Raw genomic sequence first — 14,879 nt, forward strand, 5'->3', positions numbered from 1 at the left:
ATACATTAGAAGCTAATCAGATAAACTGAAGGCGCACAATGTTCACGTTTGTGAATATATTGTGTGCCTTTTTCTATTGTATAAACTAAGGGGGCTTAACGATGAAAAAGTGGGGTAAGACAGCGTTTATGAAAAGTACAGGTGTTTTATTATCAGTAGTTGTACTTTTATCAGGGTGTGGTTCGGCAACATCCACTAGTAATTCTGAAGGAAGTGGAGATAAAAAAACAGTTGAGCTTTTAAATGTTTCTTATGATCCAACGAGGGAGTTATATCAAGATTTTAATAAAGATTTTGCGAAGTATTGGAAAGAGAAGCATGGGCAAACAGTAAATGTAAAACAATCACACGGGGGATCTGGAAGTCAAGCGCGCTCTGTTATTGATGGCTTAGAAGCAGACGTTGTTACACTAGCACTTGCTTATGATATTGATGCCATTAGCAAGAAAAAACAACTAGCAGAAGATTGGCAGAAGCGACTTGCGAATAATTCCACTCCATACACGTCAACAATTGTATTTCTTGTTCGAAAAGGAAACCCGAAAGGAATTAAAGACTGGGATGATTTAACAAAAAAAGATGTGTCTGTCATTACACCAAATCCAAAAACATCAGGCGGAGCACGTTGGAACTATTTAGCGGCGTGGGGATACGCATTGAAAAAATATAATAATAGTGAAGATAAGGCGAAAGAGTTTGTTAGCCAAATTTATAAAAACGTAGAAGTATTAGATTCAGGAGCGCGCGGAGCAACGACAACATTTGTTGAAAAAGGAATTGGTGACGTATTAATCGCATGGGAAAATGAAGCGTTATTATCTCAAAAAGAGCTTGGAAAAGATAAATTTGAAATTGTAACCCCTTCTATTAGTGTACTTGCAGAACCACCAGTAGCGGTTGTAGATAAAGTCGTTGATAAAAAAGGAACGAAAAAAGTAGCAGAAGGGTATCTTGAATATTTGTACTCAGAAAAAGGACAGGAAATTGCGGCGAAAAACTTTTATCGTCCGCGTAATGAAAAAGTAGCAGAAAAATATGCATCCCAATTTCCGAAAGTTCAATTATTTACAGTAGATGAACTATTTGGTGGCTGGAAAAAAGCACAAGAAAAACACTTTAATGACGGCGGCGTATTCGATAAAATTTATCAAAAATAATGCACTGCTAAAGGGGGATGAGGTGAAAGAGGATGAGGAAGAAGCGTGTTTTACCAGGGTTTGGATTATCGCTTGGATTTACAATGTTGTACATGAGTTTATTCGTACTTATACCACTTTCTATCGTATTTATTCAAACTTCACAGTTAGGTTGGAAGAAGTTCGCTGGGGTTATAACGAACGAGCGTGTGTTGCATTCCTATCAAGTTAGTTTTACAACTTCATTTGCAGCTGCTATTGTAAATGCCATTTTCGGTTTATTAATAGCTTGGGTGCTCGTACGCTACAAATTTCCAGGGAAACGACTATTAGACGGACTCATTGATTTACCGTTTGCACTTCCGACAGCTGTAGCTGGTATTACACTTACAACGCTTTATGCGGAAAATGGATGGATTGGGAAAATATTTAGTCTGTTTCACATAAAAGTAGCTTTTACACCACTCGGAATTATCGTTGCGCTTACTTTTATCGGTTTACCATTTGTCGTTCGAATGGTGCAACCAGTGCTGCAAAATATTGATAAAGAAGTAGAAGAGGCAGCTTCGAGTTTAGGTGCATCCCGCTTGCAAATATTTGTGAAAATCATTTTACCAGAGATCTTTCCCGCTCTTCTTGCAGGTTTTTCACTCGCATTTGCAAGAGCATTAGGAGAATACGGATCTGTCGTTTTCATCGCAGGTAATATGCCGATGAAAACAGAAATTGCACCACTGATGATTATGACGAAACTAGAACAATATGATTACGCGGGGGCAACAGCTGTAGCGACCGCGATGCTTATTATTTCCCTCCTTTTCCTTCTTCTTATTAATATGATTCAAAGCTGGAGTAGAAGGCATGAACTAAAAAGTGAATAGGAGGAGAGAAAATGGAACCAACATTATTAGAAAAGAAAATAGTAAAAAGTGTATCAGCTAAAAAAGAATCTAAGCTTGTACCAGGCGTATTAATTACGATTACAGTTTTATTTTTATCTCTCTTTCTATTACTGCCACTCATAACTATTTTTCTAAAAGCCTTTGAAAGAGGGATGGATGTATACATTGCCGCTATTACCGATCAAGAAGCATTTTCAGCAATTAGATTAACGCTTCTCGTTGCGTTAATCGTTGTGCCGCTTAATACGATATTTGGGGTAGCGGCGGCGTGGCTTATTACAAAGTTTCAGTTTAAAGGAAAACAAGTATTACTCTCTCTTATTGAACTGCCGTTTGCTGTGTCACCAGTTATCGCAGGATTAGTATTCGTCTTACTTTTCACACCGAGGGGTGCTCTTGGCGAATGGTTACTTGAACATGGAGTGAAACTCATTTTCTCTGTACCAGGCATTATTATCGCAACAATCTTTGTAACCTTCCCGTTCGTTGCACGTGAATTAATTCCGGTTATGCAGGCGCAAGGGAAAAGTGAAGAAGAGGCAGCTTTATCACTTGGCGCAAGTGGCTGGAAAATGTTTTGGCGCGTTACGCTTCCAAATATAAAATGGGGTCTTTTATACGGCATGATTCTATGTAATGCCCGTGCTATCGGTGAGTTTGGAGCCGTTTCTGTCGTATCAGGTCACGTGCGTGGCATTACGAACACGATGCCGCTCCATATTGAAATTTTGTACAATGAATATCAATTTTCAGCAGCATTTGCAGTAGCGACGTTAATGTCATTAATTGCAGTGTTTACACTCATTATAAAAAACTGGATTGAATGGCGAATGGAAAAACGCCAATAAGAGGGGGATTACGGTGAGTATTCAAATTCAAGGTGTATCAAAGCAATATGGTACATTTCAAGCACTAACAGACATTCATTTGGATATTCCAAAAGGTGAACTTGTTGCCTTATTAGGCCCGTCAGGTTCTGGGAAAACGACGTTATTACGCATTATTGCAGGATTAGAAGAAGCGGATGGAGGTTCTATTTCATTTGATGGAGAAGATTTAACAGACATTCACGTGAAAAACAGGCAAGTCGGTTTCGTCTTTCAGCACTATGCGCTCTTTAAACATATGAATGTATTTGAGAATGTCGCTTTCGGTTTAAAAGTAAGAAAGAAAAGCTTAAGACCGTCAGCAGAAGCGATAGAAGAAAAGGTAACAGAATTATTAAAGCTCGTAAAAATGGATGGCTTTGCTAAACGTTATCCAGCGCAATTATCTGGTGGACAACGTCAACGTATTGCACTAGCCCGGGCACTTGCAGTCGAACCGAAAATTTTATTACTTGATGAACCGTTCGGTGCACTCGATGCAAAGGTGAGAAAAGAATTACGAAGATGGCTCCGAAAATTACATGACGAATTTCAAATTACGAGCGTATTCGTAACGCATGACCAAGAAGAAGCGTTAGACGTTGCAGACCGTATTGTTGTAATGAATGAAGGTCGCATTGAACAAATGGGAACACCGGAAGAAGTATATGAAAACCCAGCAAGCCCGTTCGTTTACGATTTTTTAGGAAATGTAAATTTATTTCACGGCCGCGTTCATAAAGGAAAGCTAAATGTAGGATCGGTCGAACTAGAAGCACCAGAGCATAAGCACGTTTCCAACGTAGACGGAATAGCCTACGTAAGGCCGCATGACTTATCAATCTCTCGTACGAAACAAAGCATAGATGCAATCCCGGCAAAAGTATCTTATTCTCACGCAGTCGGACCTGTCGTATATGTAGAATTAAAATGAGACGGAACAGATGAATATTTAGAAGCAGAAATTACGAAAGAACAGTTCAAGCAGCTGAACATTCAAGCAGGTGATTTCGTATACGTACAGCCGAAAGAAGTGAAAGTGTTTATTCCGGAGGATTTTGTAATTTAAATAAAAACCGAACCGTCATCTAAGTGGCGGTTCGGTTTTCTTTATTTTTTCTCTACCAATTTTTTATTCTTCCAATCTAGTGTAAACGATTTGTTAAATGTTTTTTGATCAACGTCTTTTACGTTGTTTCCAACCCAGTTTGCAGTTCCGAATGTGAAGCCTGGACGAAGTTGGTAGTCGTCGGTGTGTTTTGTATAAGCGACTTGTAAGTTAGATTGATCTGTATTTTTTTCAGAGATAACAACAGCAATCATACCAGGAGAGAAACCGCTATTTGTTAGTGCTGGAAGTTGATCCATCGGTATTAAATTACCTTTTGCATCAGATTCATATAAGTATGTGCGAGAGTACATGAACAGTTGGTTTCCATATAAAGAATGATAGGAGTCACGTGTGTAAATACCCCAGTTTTGATTGTTATATCCGTTAAAGAATACGTTCCACTTTACGTTTTTGTTTGTTTGGTCAATTAAATTTGTTTTATAACTAGTTTGTTTATAGCTTACAGAGTCAGACCAAGTGACTTGACCAGTTGCACCAGCTTCACCGCTAGGGCCATTAGGCGTTACAGAAGCTTTAACAGAGCCACCAAGTTGATAAGATACGCTAGATGTTACAGTCGTTTCTTCTACAGCATTTGTAGGTGCTACGTTAAAGAAACGAGCGCTGTTATCTTGAAGGTTAAATGCAACATCATATTGTGAAGGATAACGTAATGTTGCACTAGCGCCAGGGATTGGGTAGTTATCAATAGGTGCATCACTTATAGTAGGATTTGCTTTTAGAAAACTACCAGTTGTATTAATAACGGCAATCTGTTTATCAGCGCTTGGGTCATCGATAAAAGTTACCTTTAAAGACATTGTCATATTATCAGCTTGATCATTATTAAATGTATTATAGCTCGTATGTGTTTTTGCATTTTGCCCGATATCTGTTACAACTTGTGACGTCGTTTGAGCGTAAGCAGCAGGTGTTGAAAGAGTTACAGCGCTACTAGCAAAAACAGCGGATAATGCTAAACATTTTAAATATGTTTTAGAACGTTTCATACAATCACTTCCTTTTATTTTTGTCGATATATGTCGTATTACATTTATATCGTAACATGAAAATAAAACGGAATTGATGGTTATGCATAATTGCATAGATGAGTTTTGAAGGATAAAGATAATAGAATTTTATCCAACACGTAAGACTCAAAAATGTCCATTACAGCCGTTCTTAAAAATTTTAAGACAATATGTTTATCAATGTTCTTATTCTGAAGATTGAAGCGCTTAATATTTACGTTATAAGTGCATAACAAGTTATAATAGAAGAAATCAATAAGGAGGCTGGCTGTGAAGAATCTTCGTTATCTCAATATATTTACCATATTAATTATATACACACTACTTATGTTTTACATCGGCTGGAACGGATGGGTTTGGCTTCATGCGGTATTTGGCTGGGAATCTTGGGGATATTATGCTTTCATAGTCGCATTTATTTCATATGCGTACATTCTCGTGCAAGTGTTTAAGTTTCTGCCATTTCTGCGAACGATAGGTTCGATTTGGTTTGCGGTCATACAATATGCGCTTATGTTGTTGCCATTAGCTGATATTATGGTCTTTCTTTTACATTTTTCAGTAGAGAAAGAAGCGGCAATTATTTGGACAGGGGCGGCTGTGATAGCTGCATTTATCTTTATCTTTGCGTACGGAGTATTTAATGCGTATAGTCCGGTAGTAAGAAAGTACGAAGTGCACATACCGAAAAAAGTAGAGGGGCGTAAAAGTTTACGCATTGCGATGGCTTCTGATATGCATTTCGGTAAACTGTCTGGCGTTTCACATTTAAAAAGACTTGTTCGTCATGTAAATGAGATGGAACCTGATATTATTTTGCTGCCAGGTGATATTATCGATGATCATCCAGGTGTGTTCATTCAAAAGAATATGGGACCAATCATGAAACAAATGAAAGCACCATTAGGTGTATATGGCGTATTAGGAAACCATGAATACTACGGCAGAGCGGTTCCAGAGTTTTTACAAGAGATGGATAAGATTGATATTCGTATTCTTTTAGATGAAGTAATCACCATTGAAGATGATTTCTATCTCGTTGGAAGAAGAGATAAAACAGAGCGAGATCGCCAAAGCTTTGAAAAACTTATGAGTACAGTGGATAAATCCATGCCAGTTATCGCAATGGATCATCAGCCATTTGAGTTGAAACAGGCAGCGGATGCTGGTGTAGACTTATTGTTATCCGGTCATACGCACCGCGGACAAATGGCACCCAATCATATTGTAACGAGAAGAATGTACGAGCTAGACTGGGGATACGCACAAAAAGGCGCGTTCCACGCAATTGTTTCTTCTGGATTTGGATTTTGGGGACCCCCGCTTAGACTTGGTAGTAGGTCGGAGATTGTGCAGGTAGAAGTTACGTTTGAATAAGGTTAAATAAAAGGGATTATACATATTAATCATGTATAATCCCTTTTATTTTTTATTTCTCAATCGCGCTCTTTACTTAAATATAATCTCAATTAGTTGTTGTGGATGTGCATTAATTAATCCATGAACAATAATAATTACCCATACCTTACGATAACGCGCCCACAAATATCCAAGGAATAGACCTACGATACCAAGGTTCACAATGACCGTAGCTGTATCGATATCCCAATGACCAGAGCCATGTAATGTGATATGCCAGCTTGCCCATAACAGTGATGTAAGAAGAATAGCAGGCCAAGTACCTAGTAATAATTCCAAACGTGTTTGCAACCAAACTCTATAAAAAATCTCTTCAAGTACACTATTTATAAGAAACCCTACAAGTAAAATAGAGATTAAAATCGTCGGTTCCATTTTCATTGAAACAAATGGTGTAGGGAATATAGAAAAGAAGTTGAAGTAACCCCAGATTATAATGACAATAAGTGGTGTAAACCGATACCATCTATTATCCCCTGTTAATTTTACTGACTTTGGTCGTTCTTTTTCGGGGTTATTTTTATAAAACAAAAGCAGCATTAATGGAGTTAATAATAATAAAATAATTTTAAATATCATAAACCACAATTGTAATGCCATTCCTTCAAAGTTCGTGGTGAGAAGACAAATCGTGAAGAGGGAGCCACTTAAGAATAAGATAGCAGTTTGAATTATGATGCGCCTTGGTTCAAATTGTTGAAGGGGATTATAGTTTTTATGATGAAATGGTAGGAAACGGACAAGGAGTATACCGACAATAACAGGGATCCACTTGTACCAAAAAGGCATCGTGCCCTTATGATCCCCGCTGTAACGAATATTCGTTTCTCCGATCCATATAAGCCAAAGAGATGAAAGCAAAATAATAAGCATAATGATACCGCCAATTAACTTCCCCGCTTTTGGGAAATAACTGTCCATAGTTATCCGACCTTTCATATTATAATTGTAAGTCAGTCTCTAATTGACTCTATTCGTTGCTTTTTTCTTTAATAAATATGTATGTATAAATCTATTAAAACAAAAAAGAGGGGGTGTGAAAATATTTTCTTTTTTATGATTGAACTTGATAAGAATAGGAGAACCTGCTTTTTTTATAAAAACAAAACCTTTATATTCAAATTGTAGAATAGTATATTTACGCTTCTTCAAAAAAGAGATAATATAAAAAGACTTTGCTTGAAAAGGGGGATTGTAAGTGATCATATCAGATGTACTATACGGAAAATTTGAAGTGGATCAAGTAGTAGAAGAATTATTTTTAAGTAAGCCTATGCAAAGACTAAAGGGAATTCATCAAGCAGGCGCAAGTTACTTAATGAACGAGAAATGGAATGTAACTCGTTTTGAGCATTCAGTGGGTGTTATGTTATTAGTGAAAAAACTAGGTGGTTCAGTAGAAGAACAGATTGCTGGTTTACTGCATGACATATCACATACTGCTTTTTCCCACGTGATTGATTATGTTTTTGATAATGAAGATGAAAGTTATCATGAAGAGATATTTAGTTCTGTTGTGAAAAAATCAGAAATTCCAGCGATCCTTGCGAAGCATGGTTATAACTATGAAGATATTTTATTAGATGATTCGAAGTGGACATTACTAGAAAGGTCAGCACCAGAATTATGCGCAGACCGAGTGGATTATACATTACGAGATATGTATACATATGGGTATATTTCTTTAGAAGAAGTTCACAGTTTTTTAGAGGATGTCATTGCAGTAGAGGGGAAAATGGTTCTTCAAAGTATTGAAATGGCAGAGTGGTTTACAGAAACGTATTACAAAGATGTAATCGATTTTTTTATGAAGCCAATTAATATTTACGGAAATGAGATGTTAGCGAAAACGTTAAAGTTAGCTCTTCATAAAAAGGTCATTCATGCAGATGATTTTCTCCTTGAAGATGATGAGCTTATTTCGAAATTGCAACAATGTAATGACCCCGAAGTAGAAGCTTTATTAAGCAAAGTTCATCGAAATGTAAAAGTAAAAGAAGATAGAAACGATTTTGATTTACATCAGAAAAATAAAGTGCGTCTTATTGATCCGCCGTTACTTCGTGAAGGAAAAATCGTTCAGTCGTCTGTTGTGTCAGAAAACATAAGACAGATGAGTGATATTGCTTATGAAAAAGCGGTGAGAGGGATGTATGTGAAATTGATTTAAAAGAAAAAGGTGTCATCAATTATGATGACACCTTTTTCTTTTAAAGGGTTGTTCGTATAGAAATGTGTTATATTTTTACGATACTATTTCATTTTACCGTAAAAATACCTTTTATGGTAAAAAATAAAACTTGTGAAGTTTTCCGTTAATAATGATTTGTGAAAAAATTACTAATTTTTAATGTGTAAAAAATAATAAATATTTTCAATGAGTGCTATAGAATCTTTCGGTCTTTATATATAGATTTTTGTATTTTTTAAGGTAATTTAAAGGATTTTGTCGTTTTTTGTTGTAATTCTTATATTGTGATGCATTCAATGTTCGGAATTAGCTATTATAACAGAAAAATTTTAAAAAACCAGAATTGAATCATATTGTTTATTTTAATATAATATATTTGTTAATTAATAACATATTTGGGTTATGATTCTTTATTGCGGTGAGAATTCTTTTTTATAGGGGGATTTACAAAATGATTAAAATGGCAAAACCTGAAATGATGAATGAATTAAAAGAAATAGTTTACAAATTTTTCCCGAAAAATATTATGAAAGAAGAAGAATTGTACGAAGAGTCTAAAGAGCATAAACGATTTGTAGAGCTAAAAGAATCATTTATAGAAAACGAAAGTTCTCAAAAGGAAGTTTTGTCTTTAATTGAGTCAATATTTTGTGATTACCATGTATCAGATTGTACAGATTTAAACCTATATAATTGTTTAGAATATAACGTGTTGTTAAATGGAAGAGAACCGATGTTAAATGATGATATCGATTGGATACGAAAATCAAGAGGTGAGCGTCTTGATTTAGGGATTTTTGTTAGTTTACTTGAGAAATATTATTATTACTACGTATTAAAAACAACATATGATGAAGAGGTAAGGGAATGGACTTTTGAAATAATCGATGTAGAAATGGATACCATTTGTGAATTTGAAAAACGAATGAATACAAAAGGGTTTATAAGAGTAGAGCGTGAGGTTGCTAGAACGGCAATACCTGATATTGAAACGGAATGTTTACGTATGGGAGAAGTTAACGTATTCCATGCTTTATTTACGGATTCGGTTAGTGAAATATAAAATGTATATGCAGTTTGTACTATATTGAAAGAGTCGCTAAGAAAGTAGGATGTTACTAATTTCTTAGCAACTTTTTTATTAATTATCAAACCAATTCCAAATCTCAATATCTCCAAGAGTCGCATAACGTACGTGCGGGGAGTTTTGTAATTTTAATAACTCTTTCGACGGGCCAGTAATAACAATTCCGTATACTTTTACACCGTTCTCTTTTACATACTCATAACGCTTATCTAAGTTCAGCTCTTTTTCAAGAGTCCAAGTAGTTTTACTTACAGTTTTTTTATGCTCAGAAAGAATGCGCATCATTTCGAGTACTTCATCTTCTTTTGTCTTCGGTCGTTCTGCTTCACTATCAGGGAGGCTTATATGTTCTGGAAATCCGATAACCTCTCCGCCATGTAGGATGAAATCTTCCTCATCTATTCTCTCTTGTCCTGTGTCTAAAGCGTACCATACAGGAGTTGGTGGCATTTCTTGTGCTTCAAATGTGCTATATAGAATAGATTCTAATTCTTGTAAAGTGTAAAGTTTGTCAAAAGATATCGCTACTTCTGCAACGGTTCCCTCATGTACTTTTGCAAGTGTATCCCACACTTTTTTAGATGGTTCTTTCAAATGATCACCTTGCTTTATTTTCGGATGAACAAAGGAAAGTTTAGAGTAATTCAATTTGTTTGCCCAAGATTTATTTGTAACAGTTACAGACGATAAGAAGCTTTTCGTTGTTACTGTACCGAATTGAACTTCTTTTTTGCCGACAGTTTTAACTAAATTCATTTCATTTTCTGTACGGAAAAAGGGTTTGATTTTTGTACTGCCTCCAGTGGAACGAATATTTGGAATTGTTGCTTCTAGTGCGAGTGCTGGAATCTCATTTACTTCAGCTAACTTTTTCATATTATTGAAGTAAAGAGAAGATGAAAAATGATCGGCAAAATAGATTGCTATACAAACCGCAAGAACAAAACTAACAGTTTGCCAACGCTGTTTCCATTTTATTTTCCAAAATGGGACATTAAGATTTTGTGGTGGTAGTCTTTTCTTGATCGGTGCACTCTTCGTAAGCAATTTATCCAAATACACTTCACATTCCTCACAAGTCTCTATATGATTTTCTAATTCTTCTTGTTCATCACGTGTGAGTGTTCCTTTTTCGTACTTCTCCCATAGTTTATTAAATGCTGCACAACCCATCTGTATCACTCCTCTATGTTTCTCGCTTCTTTCCGTCCGCGGTGTAATTCAATTTTCACTTTCGCTAATGAGAGACCGGTCATTTCTGCTATTTCTTTATACGAGAATCCGTAGTAATCTCGTAGTAGTAGGACATTTCGTCTTTCGAGCGGAATAGAAGATAAACTTTCTAACCAACTAGCGATCTCAAATTTTACGAGATATTCATGTTCTGTACTTGGCACGTTTGGTAAATGGAATTCTTCCACTGTAGTTGTTTTATATTTTTTTTCTTTTCGATACCAATCGATAAAGGCGTTGTAGGCTATTGTAAATAACCACGGCCTAATTTCTTCACCTTTATAATAATCAATATGGACGAGCATGCGGTAAAAGGTTTCCTGCATGAGATCTTCAGCAAAATGAGAATCTCCGGTTAGGGAGAGAAGATAGCGAAATAAATCATGCATATGATCTGAATAAATGTCTTCTAATGATTGTTTGCGTTTCACTAATTTCCCTCCCTTCATACATAACAACGAAATACATATAAAAAAGTTACAATTTTTTATGGAATTATAGTAAAAAACGTCAAGAATTGGATTGCGTTCTCTTTTATCATAATACATATAAGGCGGGTGAACAGAGATGGAAAGCTATGAAACACAAATTCAAAGGTCAATTGATTATATTGAGGAAGATGTAATGGAAAAACAAACGCTGCGTAATTTAGCTCGCATTGCAGGTTTTTCTGAGTCGCATTTTCACCGTGTATTTCAGGCATTAGTAGGTGATACAGTAATGGAGTATGTTCGAAAGAGGAGGTTAGCCCGGGCAGCTTATCAACTTTCTCATACGGATGAAAAAGTTATTGATATCGCGTTTGAACATGGCTTTCAATCTCACGAAACGTTCACGAGAGCCTTTAAAAAATTATTTCAAATGACACCGAGTGAATATCGAAAACAAGAAATCGAAACACCGATGTATTACAGAGTGAATGTAAAGCAAAGAAAATTAAATCCGTATTTAGGGGGCATACAAATGGAATATCGTATTGTAAATAAACCAGAATTTTTAGTGGCGGGTTATGAATTGAAGACGACAAGTAAAGAAGGGAAAAACCATCAAGACATTCCAGTATTTTGGCAAGAATATTTACAAAAAGATCTTGGGACAACAATTCCCAATCGTAAAGATACGAGCCAATGGGTAGAGCTTGGATTATGTACTGATTTTAATTTAGAAACAGGGGACTTCACTTACATTATCGGAATGGAAGTTACAGACTTTGAAAATGTACCAAATGAAATTGCGAAGCGTACTTTCCCGGCAGCAACATATGCAGTATTTACAACGCCGAAAGTTCCTCATGAAGAAATGGTATCGTCTATTCACCAAACTTGGAATGCAGTATTCTCAGAATGGTTCCCGCATTCAGGATATGAACATTGCGGTGTTACGGAGTTTGAACTGTACGATGAGCGTTGCCACGAAGATAAGAGTGAGTTTGCACAAGTAGAGCTTTGGATACCGGTGAAGAAAAAATAATAGGGTAAGAGCGAATCGTTGGGAGATGGTTCGCTTTTTCATAAAAGGGGAAATGGGGAAATGTTCAAAAAACTAGAATGTGTATCTATACATACGAAAGATATAGAAAGATCAGTTTCTTTCTATAAAGAAATGGGAATGAAGCAAAACTGGATGATAGAAAGAGAACTAGAAGAAGGGGTTATTTGGACGTTAATAGGATTGAAGTTTCCAGATGAGAAAAGTTCAGAGTTAGTAATAAGCAATCATCCGGATATTAATTTTACGGAAGTCGAAGTATTAGTAGAAGATGTACAACAAACGTATGAAAGTTTAAAAGATAATAAAGATGTAAAATGGATTCGCGAACCATTTCCAACAGAATCAGGACATGTTGCAGTAATGGAAGCACCTGATGAGAATGTGTTTGTGTTAGTAGGGAAATAGCTGAAATATGGAGTGACCTTTCATAGTGAGTTATGAAGGGTTATTTTTAATTTGTATAGTAGTAGAGGAAGTAGGTTAGTATTGTCGGTAAGTCGATATATCTAGAAAATCGCTGATATAATTCGAGTTGCGCCGATATATTCAAAAAATCGCCGATATAATTTCATATACCGCTAAAACACCTCAAAAAAACGATTCACATAATTTCAATTACCGCAAAGTTCTCTCAGAAAAGAAAAAAAGACGCCACATAGCGTCTTTCCTACGAACGAAACGGAAATACAAGAATAATCGTCGTTCCTTTTCCGAGTGCACTATCAACGGAAATTGTCCCGTTATGAGCATGAACGAGCTGTTTTGTAATGGCTAGGCCAAGTCCAGTTCCGATGTTGCTTTCTTCTGTGTTTGTTCCGCGGTAATATCGTTCAAATAGAAGTTCTTTCGTTTTTTCATCCATTCCTTTTCCGTCATCTGAAATGGAGAGTGTAAAGGAATTAGCGTTTTGTGATAATTTTACGATGACAGTAGTTGTTTCGTTATTATGTTTTACAGCATTTACGAGTAAGTTTTCGATAATACGCTGGAACCATTTTTCTTCAATGAAATATTGAATTTTATTTGAGCTCGGTACGAATTCAATATTTTGATTTTGGAGTGTTGGATTGTTAATAAATTGCAATAATACTTTTTGAACGAACTGATTGATTTCAACGTTTACGTGTTGGGCAGGAAGGCTGTTATTTTTTAATTGATACGTTAAGCTTAAATCATCAATTAATGTCGTCATATATTGAGATTTCTCTTTCATAACACTACCAAATTGCTGAATATCACGATCAGTCCAGTTATATTGATTCGATTCGAGTAATAATGCGTATCCATATATAGAGCTAAGTGGTGTTTTTAAGTCGTGTGTTAGACCGGTAATCCATTCTTCTCGTGTTTGCTGAAGTACTTGCCTCATCGCATCGTTTTTTTTGAGTGTAATAGAAAGGTGTTCTAGTGAACTTGTTACATCTCTAAACAAACGGAATGACCATTTTTCTTTACCAGATCGCCGGAACCTGACAGGTTTTCCTTTTTTACTAATGGGTTCTTCATACTTTCCACCAGCGATATTTTTAAGCCAGCGCATCGCATGTAATAACGGTTTCCCGAATTTATTACCGTACCAAATAGAAAGAATGACTAAATAAACAAATACGATAAGAAGGATTAATCCGCATCCGATGAGAAACTTCTTAGTAAATACATCTTCAATTTCGTCATCTGGATAGTAGTGATCATTTTTCGCAGTCACAACGAGAAGGTTGCCACTATTTGCATCGTAAAAGCTAGACGTGTTTTCTTTATGATTCCACGGTTCTTTTTCATTAAGGGCGATTTGTATTGCTGAAAATGTTTTTTTCTTTCCAGCTGGATAGGCAAAAACCTCTTCGCCATTTTGATTAAATATTTGAAGTGCTGCTTTTTCTTTAGACAGTAACTGTTTTTCTTGATCTGTTAATGTAAACGAATCCATCGTTAAAGAGGAGTGATCCTTTTGAATTGCTGTCAGTAACGCATTGCTTTTTAACATACCACCATAAATAACAAGTACTTTCTTTTCTTCTAATTCAATTTCCCAATATGTAAATTTATAATTACTTTCGATATGATGTTGTATATATGCGACTAAAGATGTCTTCGTATAAGCATTCGGAACATCATTTGGTGTATTAAAGTGGTAGAGGATTTTTCCGTTTTCATCTACAACTTGGAGCCAATCATTTTTCTCCTTTATTAAATCTTGCACTTCAGATTGTAACGAAATATGCCCATCTTCTGAAGAGATGTATCTTGAAATTGTAAAACTATCAGAATCTGGAATATTAGGTTCGTATAAAGTACTAGTAAGAAGAAAAATTAAATAAGTAAAAGCAGCAACTACAGCGATAAGTAATGTAACTAAAACAAAAACGTGTTGCATGATAAATTGAATAATAAGTCGTTTATTAAAATTCATAT

Annotated in this window: 14 protein-coding genes and 1 pseudogene; 9 read left to right on the forward strand and 6 right to left on the reverse strand. The window is 35.8% G+C overall.

Annotated features, from left to right (window positions below):
* The first annotated feature begins 101 nt into the window (after positions 1-101).
* The 4 genes and pseudogenes from MHH27_RS05990 to MHH27_RS06005 all read left to right on the forward strand — a co-directional run bounded on the left by MHH27_RS05990 (position 102) and on the right by MHH27_RS06005 (position 3,973).
* Positions 102-1,157, forward strand: a complete 1,056-nt coding sequence (locus tag MHH27_RS05990; protein WP_098251301.1) for a sulfate ABC transporter substrate-binding protein — start codon at positions 102-104, stop codon at positions 1,155-1,157.
* A gap of 32 nt (positions 1,158-1,189) precedes the next feature.
* Entirely contained in the window at positions 1,190-2,017 is an 828-nt protein-coding gene (gene cysT / locus MHH27_RS05995) for a sulfate ABC transporter permease subunit CysT (RefSeq protein WP_098251300.1), read from the forward strand.
* 11 nt (positions 2,018-2,028) lie between these two features.
* The gene (cysW, locus tag MHH27_RS06000) at positions 2,029-2,886 is read left to right on the forward strand and encodes a sulfate ABC transporter permease subunit CysW (RefSeq protein ID WP_097855562.1); all 858 of its coding nucleotides are present in this window, start codon (positions 2,029-2,031) and stop codon (positions 2,884-2,886) included.
* A 13-nt stretch (positions 2,887-2,899) separates the two neighbouring features.
* Positions 2,900-3,973: pseudogene (locus MHH27_RS06005) on the forward strand (sulfate/molybdate ABC transporter ATP-binding protein).
* Between the two features lie 41 nt (positions 3,974-4,014).
* On the opposite strand, the gene cytK2 reads toward MHH27_RS06005, so the two are convergent.
* The gene (cytK2, locus tag MHH27_RS06010) at positions 4,015-5,025 is read right to left on the reverse strand and encodes a beta-channel forming cytolysin CytK2 (protein WP_016513148.1); all 1,011 of its coding nucleotides are present in this window, start codon (positions 5,023-5,025) and stop codon (positions 4,015-4,017) included.
* An 80-nt stretch (positions 5,026-5,105) separates the two neighbouring features.
* Positions 5,106-5,282 carry a TetR family transcriptional regulator gene (locus tag MHH27_RS06015; protein ID WP_071714124.1) on the reverse strand — a complete coding sequence of 59 codons (177 nt, stop codon included), beginning with the start codon at positions 5,280-5,282 and terminating at the stop codon, positions 5,106-5,108.
* A 34-nt stretch (positions 5,283-5,316) separates the two neighbouring features.
* On the opposite strand from MHH27_RS06015, the gene MHH27_RS06020 reads away from it, so the two are divergent.
* On the forward strand, positions 5,317-6,423 hold the full coding sequence (locus MHH27_RS06020; RefSeq protein ID WP_097925341.1) for a metallophosphoesterase: 1,107 nt from the start codon (positions 5,317-5,319) through the stop codon (positions 6,421-6,423).
* A gap of 72 nt (positions 6,424-6,495) precedes the next feature.
* On the opposite strand, the gene MHH27_RS06025 is transcribed toward MHH27_RS06020, so the two are convergent.
* Positions 6,496-7,386, reverse strand: a complete 891-nt coding sequence (locus tag MHH27_RS06025; protein ID WP_340941928.1) for a CPBP family intramembrane glutamic endopeptidase — start codon at positions 7,384-7,386, stop codon at positions 6,496-6,498.
* 277 nt (positions 7,387-7,663) lie between these two features.
* On the opposite strand from MHH27_RS06025, the gene MHH27_RS06030 reads away from it, so the two are divergent.
* Positions 7,664-8,635 (forward strand): HD domain-containing protein, encoded by a 972-nt coding sequence (locus tag MHH27_RS06030; protein WP_340941929.1) that lies wholly within the window; start codon positions 7,664-7,666, stop codon positions 8,633-8,635.
* 472 nt (positions 8,636-9,107) lie between these two features.
* The gene (locus MHH27_RS06035) at positions 9,108-9,719 is read left to right on the forward strand and encodes a hypothetical protein (RefSeq protein ID WP_098329492.1); all 612 of its coding nucleotides are present in this window, start codon (positions 9,108-9,110) and stop codon (positions 9,717-9,719) included.
* Positions 9,720-9,797: 78 nt separating this feature from the next.
* Here MHH27_RS06035 and MHH27_RS06040 read toward each other — a convergent pair whose 3' ends face one another.
* Positions 9,798-10,916 carry an anti-sigma factor gene (locus MHH27_RS06040; protein WP_098842151.1) on the reverse strand — a complete coding sequence of 373 codons (1,119 nt, stop codon included), beginning with the start codon at positions 10,914-10,916 and terminating at the stop codon, positions 9,798-9,800.
* A 5-nt stretch (positions 10,917-10,921) separates the two neighbouring features.
* Positions 10,922-11,425 (reverse strand): RNA polymerase sigma factor, encoded by a 504-nt coding sequence (locus MHH27_RS06045; protein ID WP_340941931.1) that lies wholly within the window; start codon positions 11,423-11,425, stop codon positions 10,922-10,924.
* Positions 11,426-11,543: 118 nt separating this feature from the next.
* Here MHH27_RS06045 and MHH27_RS06050 point away from each other — a divergent pair, with 118 nt between their 5' ends.
* Both MHH27_RS06050 and MHH27_RS06055 read left to right on the forward strand, forming a co-directional pair.
* The gene (locus tag MHH27_RS06050; RefSeq protein WP_000446842.1) at positions 11,544-12,446 is read left to right on the forward strand and encodes an AraC family transcriptional regulator; all 903 of its coding nucleotides are present in this window, start codon (positions 11,544-11,546) and stop codon (positions 12,444-12,446) included.
* A gap of 60 nt (positions 12,447-12,506) precedes the next feature.
* Positions 12,507-12,872 (forward strand): VOC family protein, encoded by a 366-nt coding sequence (locus tag MHH27_RS06055; protein ID WP_000473644.1) that lies wholly within the window; start codon positions 12,507-12,509, stop codon positions 12,870-12,872.
* 262 nt (positions 12,873-13,134) lie between these two features.
* Here MHH27_RS06055 and MHH27_RS06060 read toward each other — a convergent pair whose 3' ends face one another.
* Positions 13,135-14,877, reverse strand: coding sequence for a sensor histidine kinase (locus MHH27_RS06060; RefSeq protein ID WP_001010445.1), 1,743 nt, complete (start codon positions 14,875-14,877; stop codon positions 13,135-13,137).
* Between the last annotated feature and the right edge of the window lie 2 nt (positions 14,878-14,879).

It is taken from the genome of Bacillus sp. FSL L8-0152, assembly GCF_038006365.1.
Classification (GTDB): Bacteria; Bacillota; Bacilli; order Bacillales; family Bacillaceae_G; genus Bacillus_A; species Bacillus_A cereus.

Coding starts and splice junctions, on each gene's coding strand:
- MHH27_RS06035 (WP_098329492.1), top strand. CDS start 9,108: ATGATTAAAATGGCAAAACCTGAAATGATGAATGAATTAAAAGAAATA.
- cysW (WP_097855562.1), top strand. CDS start 2,029: ATGGAACCAACATTATTAGAAAAGAAAATAGTAAAAAGTGTATCAGCT.
- MHH27_RS06040 (WP_098842151.1), bottom strand. CDS start 10,916: ATGGGTTGTGCAGCATTTAATAAACTATGGGAGAAGTACGAAAAAGGA.
- MHH27_RS05990 (WP_098251301.1), top strand. CDS start 102: ATGAAAAAGTGGGGTAAGACAGCGTTTATGAAAAGTACAGGTGTTTTA.
- cysT (WP_098251300.1), top strand. CDS start 1,190: ATGAGGAAGAAGCGTGTTTTACCAGGGTTTGGATTATCGCTTGGATTT.
- MHH27_RS06050 (WP_000446842.1), top strand. CDS start 11,544: ATGGAAAGCTATGAAACACAAATTCAAAGGTCAATTGATTATATTGAG.
- MHH27_RS06055 (WP_000473644.1), top strand. CDS start 12,507: ATGTTCAAAAAACTAGAATGTGTATCTATACATACGAAAGATATAGAA.
- cytK2 (WP_016513148.1), bottom strand. CDS start 5,025: ATGAAACGTTCTAAAACATATTTAAAATGTTTAGCATTATCCGCTGTT.
- MHH27_RS06060 (WP_001010445.1), bottom strand. CDS start 14,877: ATGAATTTTAATAAACGACTTATTATTCAATTTATCATGCAACACGTT.
- MHH27_RS06025 (WP_340941928.1), bottom strand. CDS start 7,386: ATGGACAGTTATTTCCCAAAAGCGGGGAAGTTAATTGGCGGTATCATT.
- MHH27_RS06045 (WP_340941931.1), bottom strand. CDS start 11,425: ATGAAGGGAGGGAAATTAGTGAAACGCAAACAATCATTAGAAGACATT.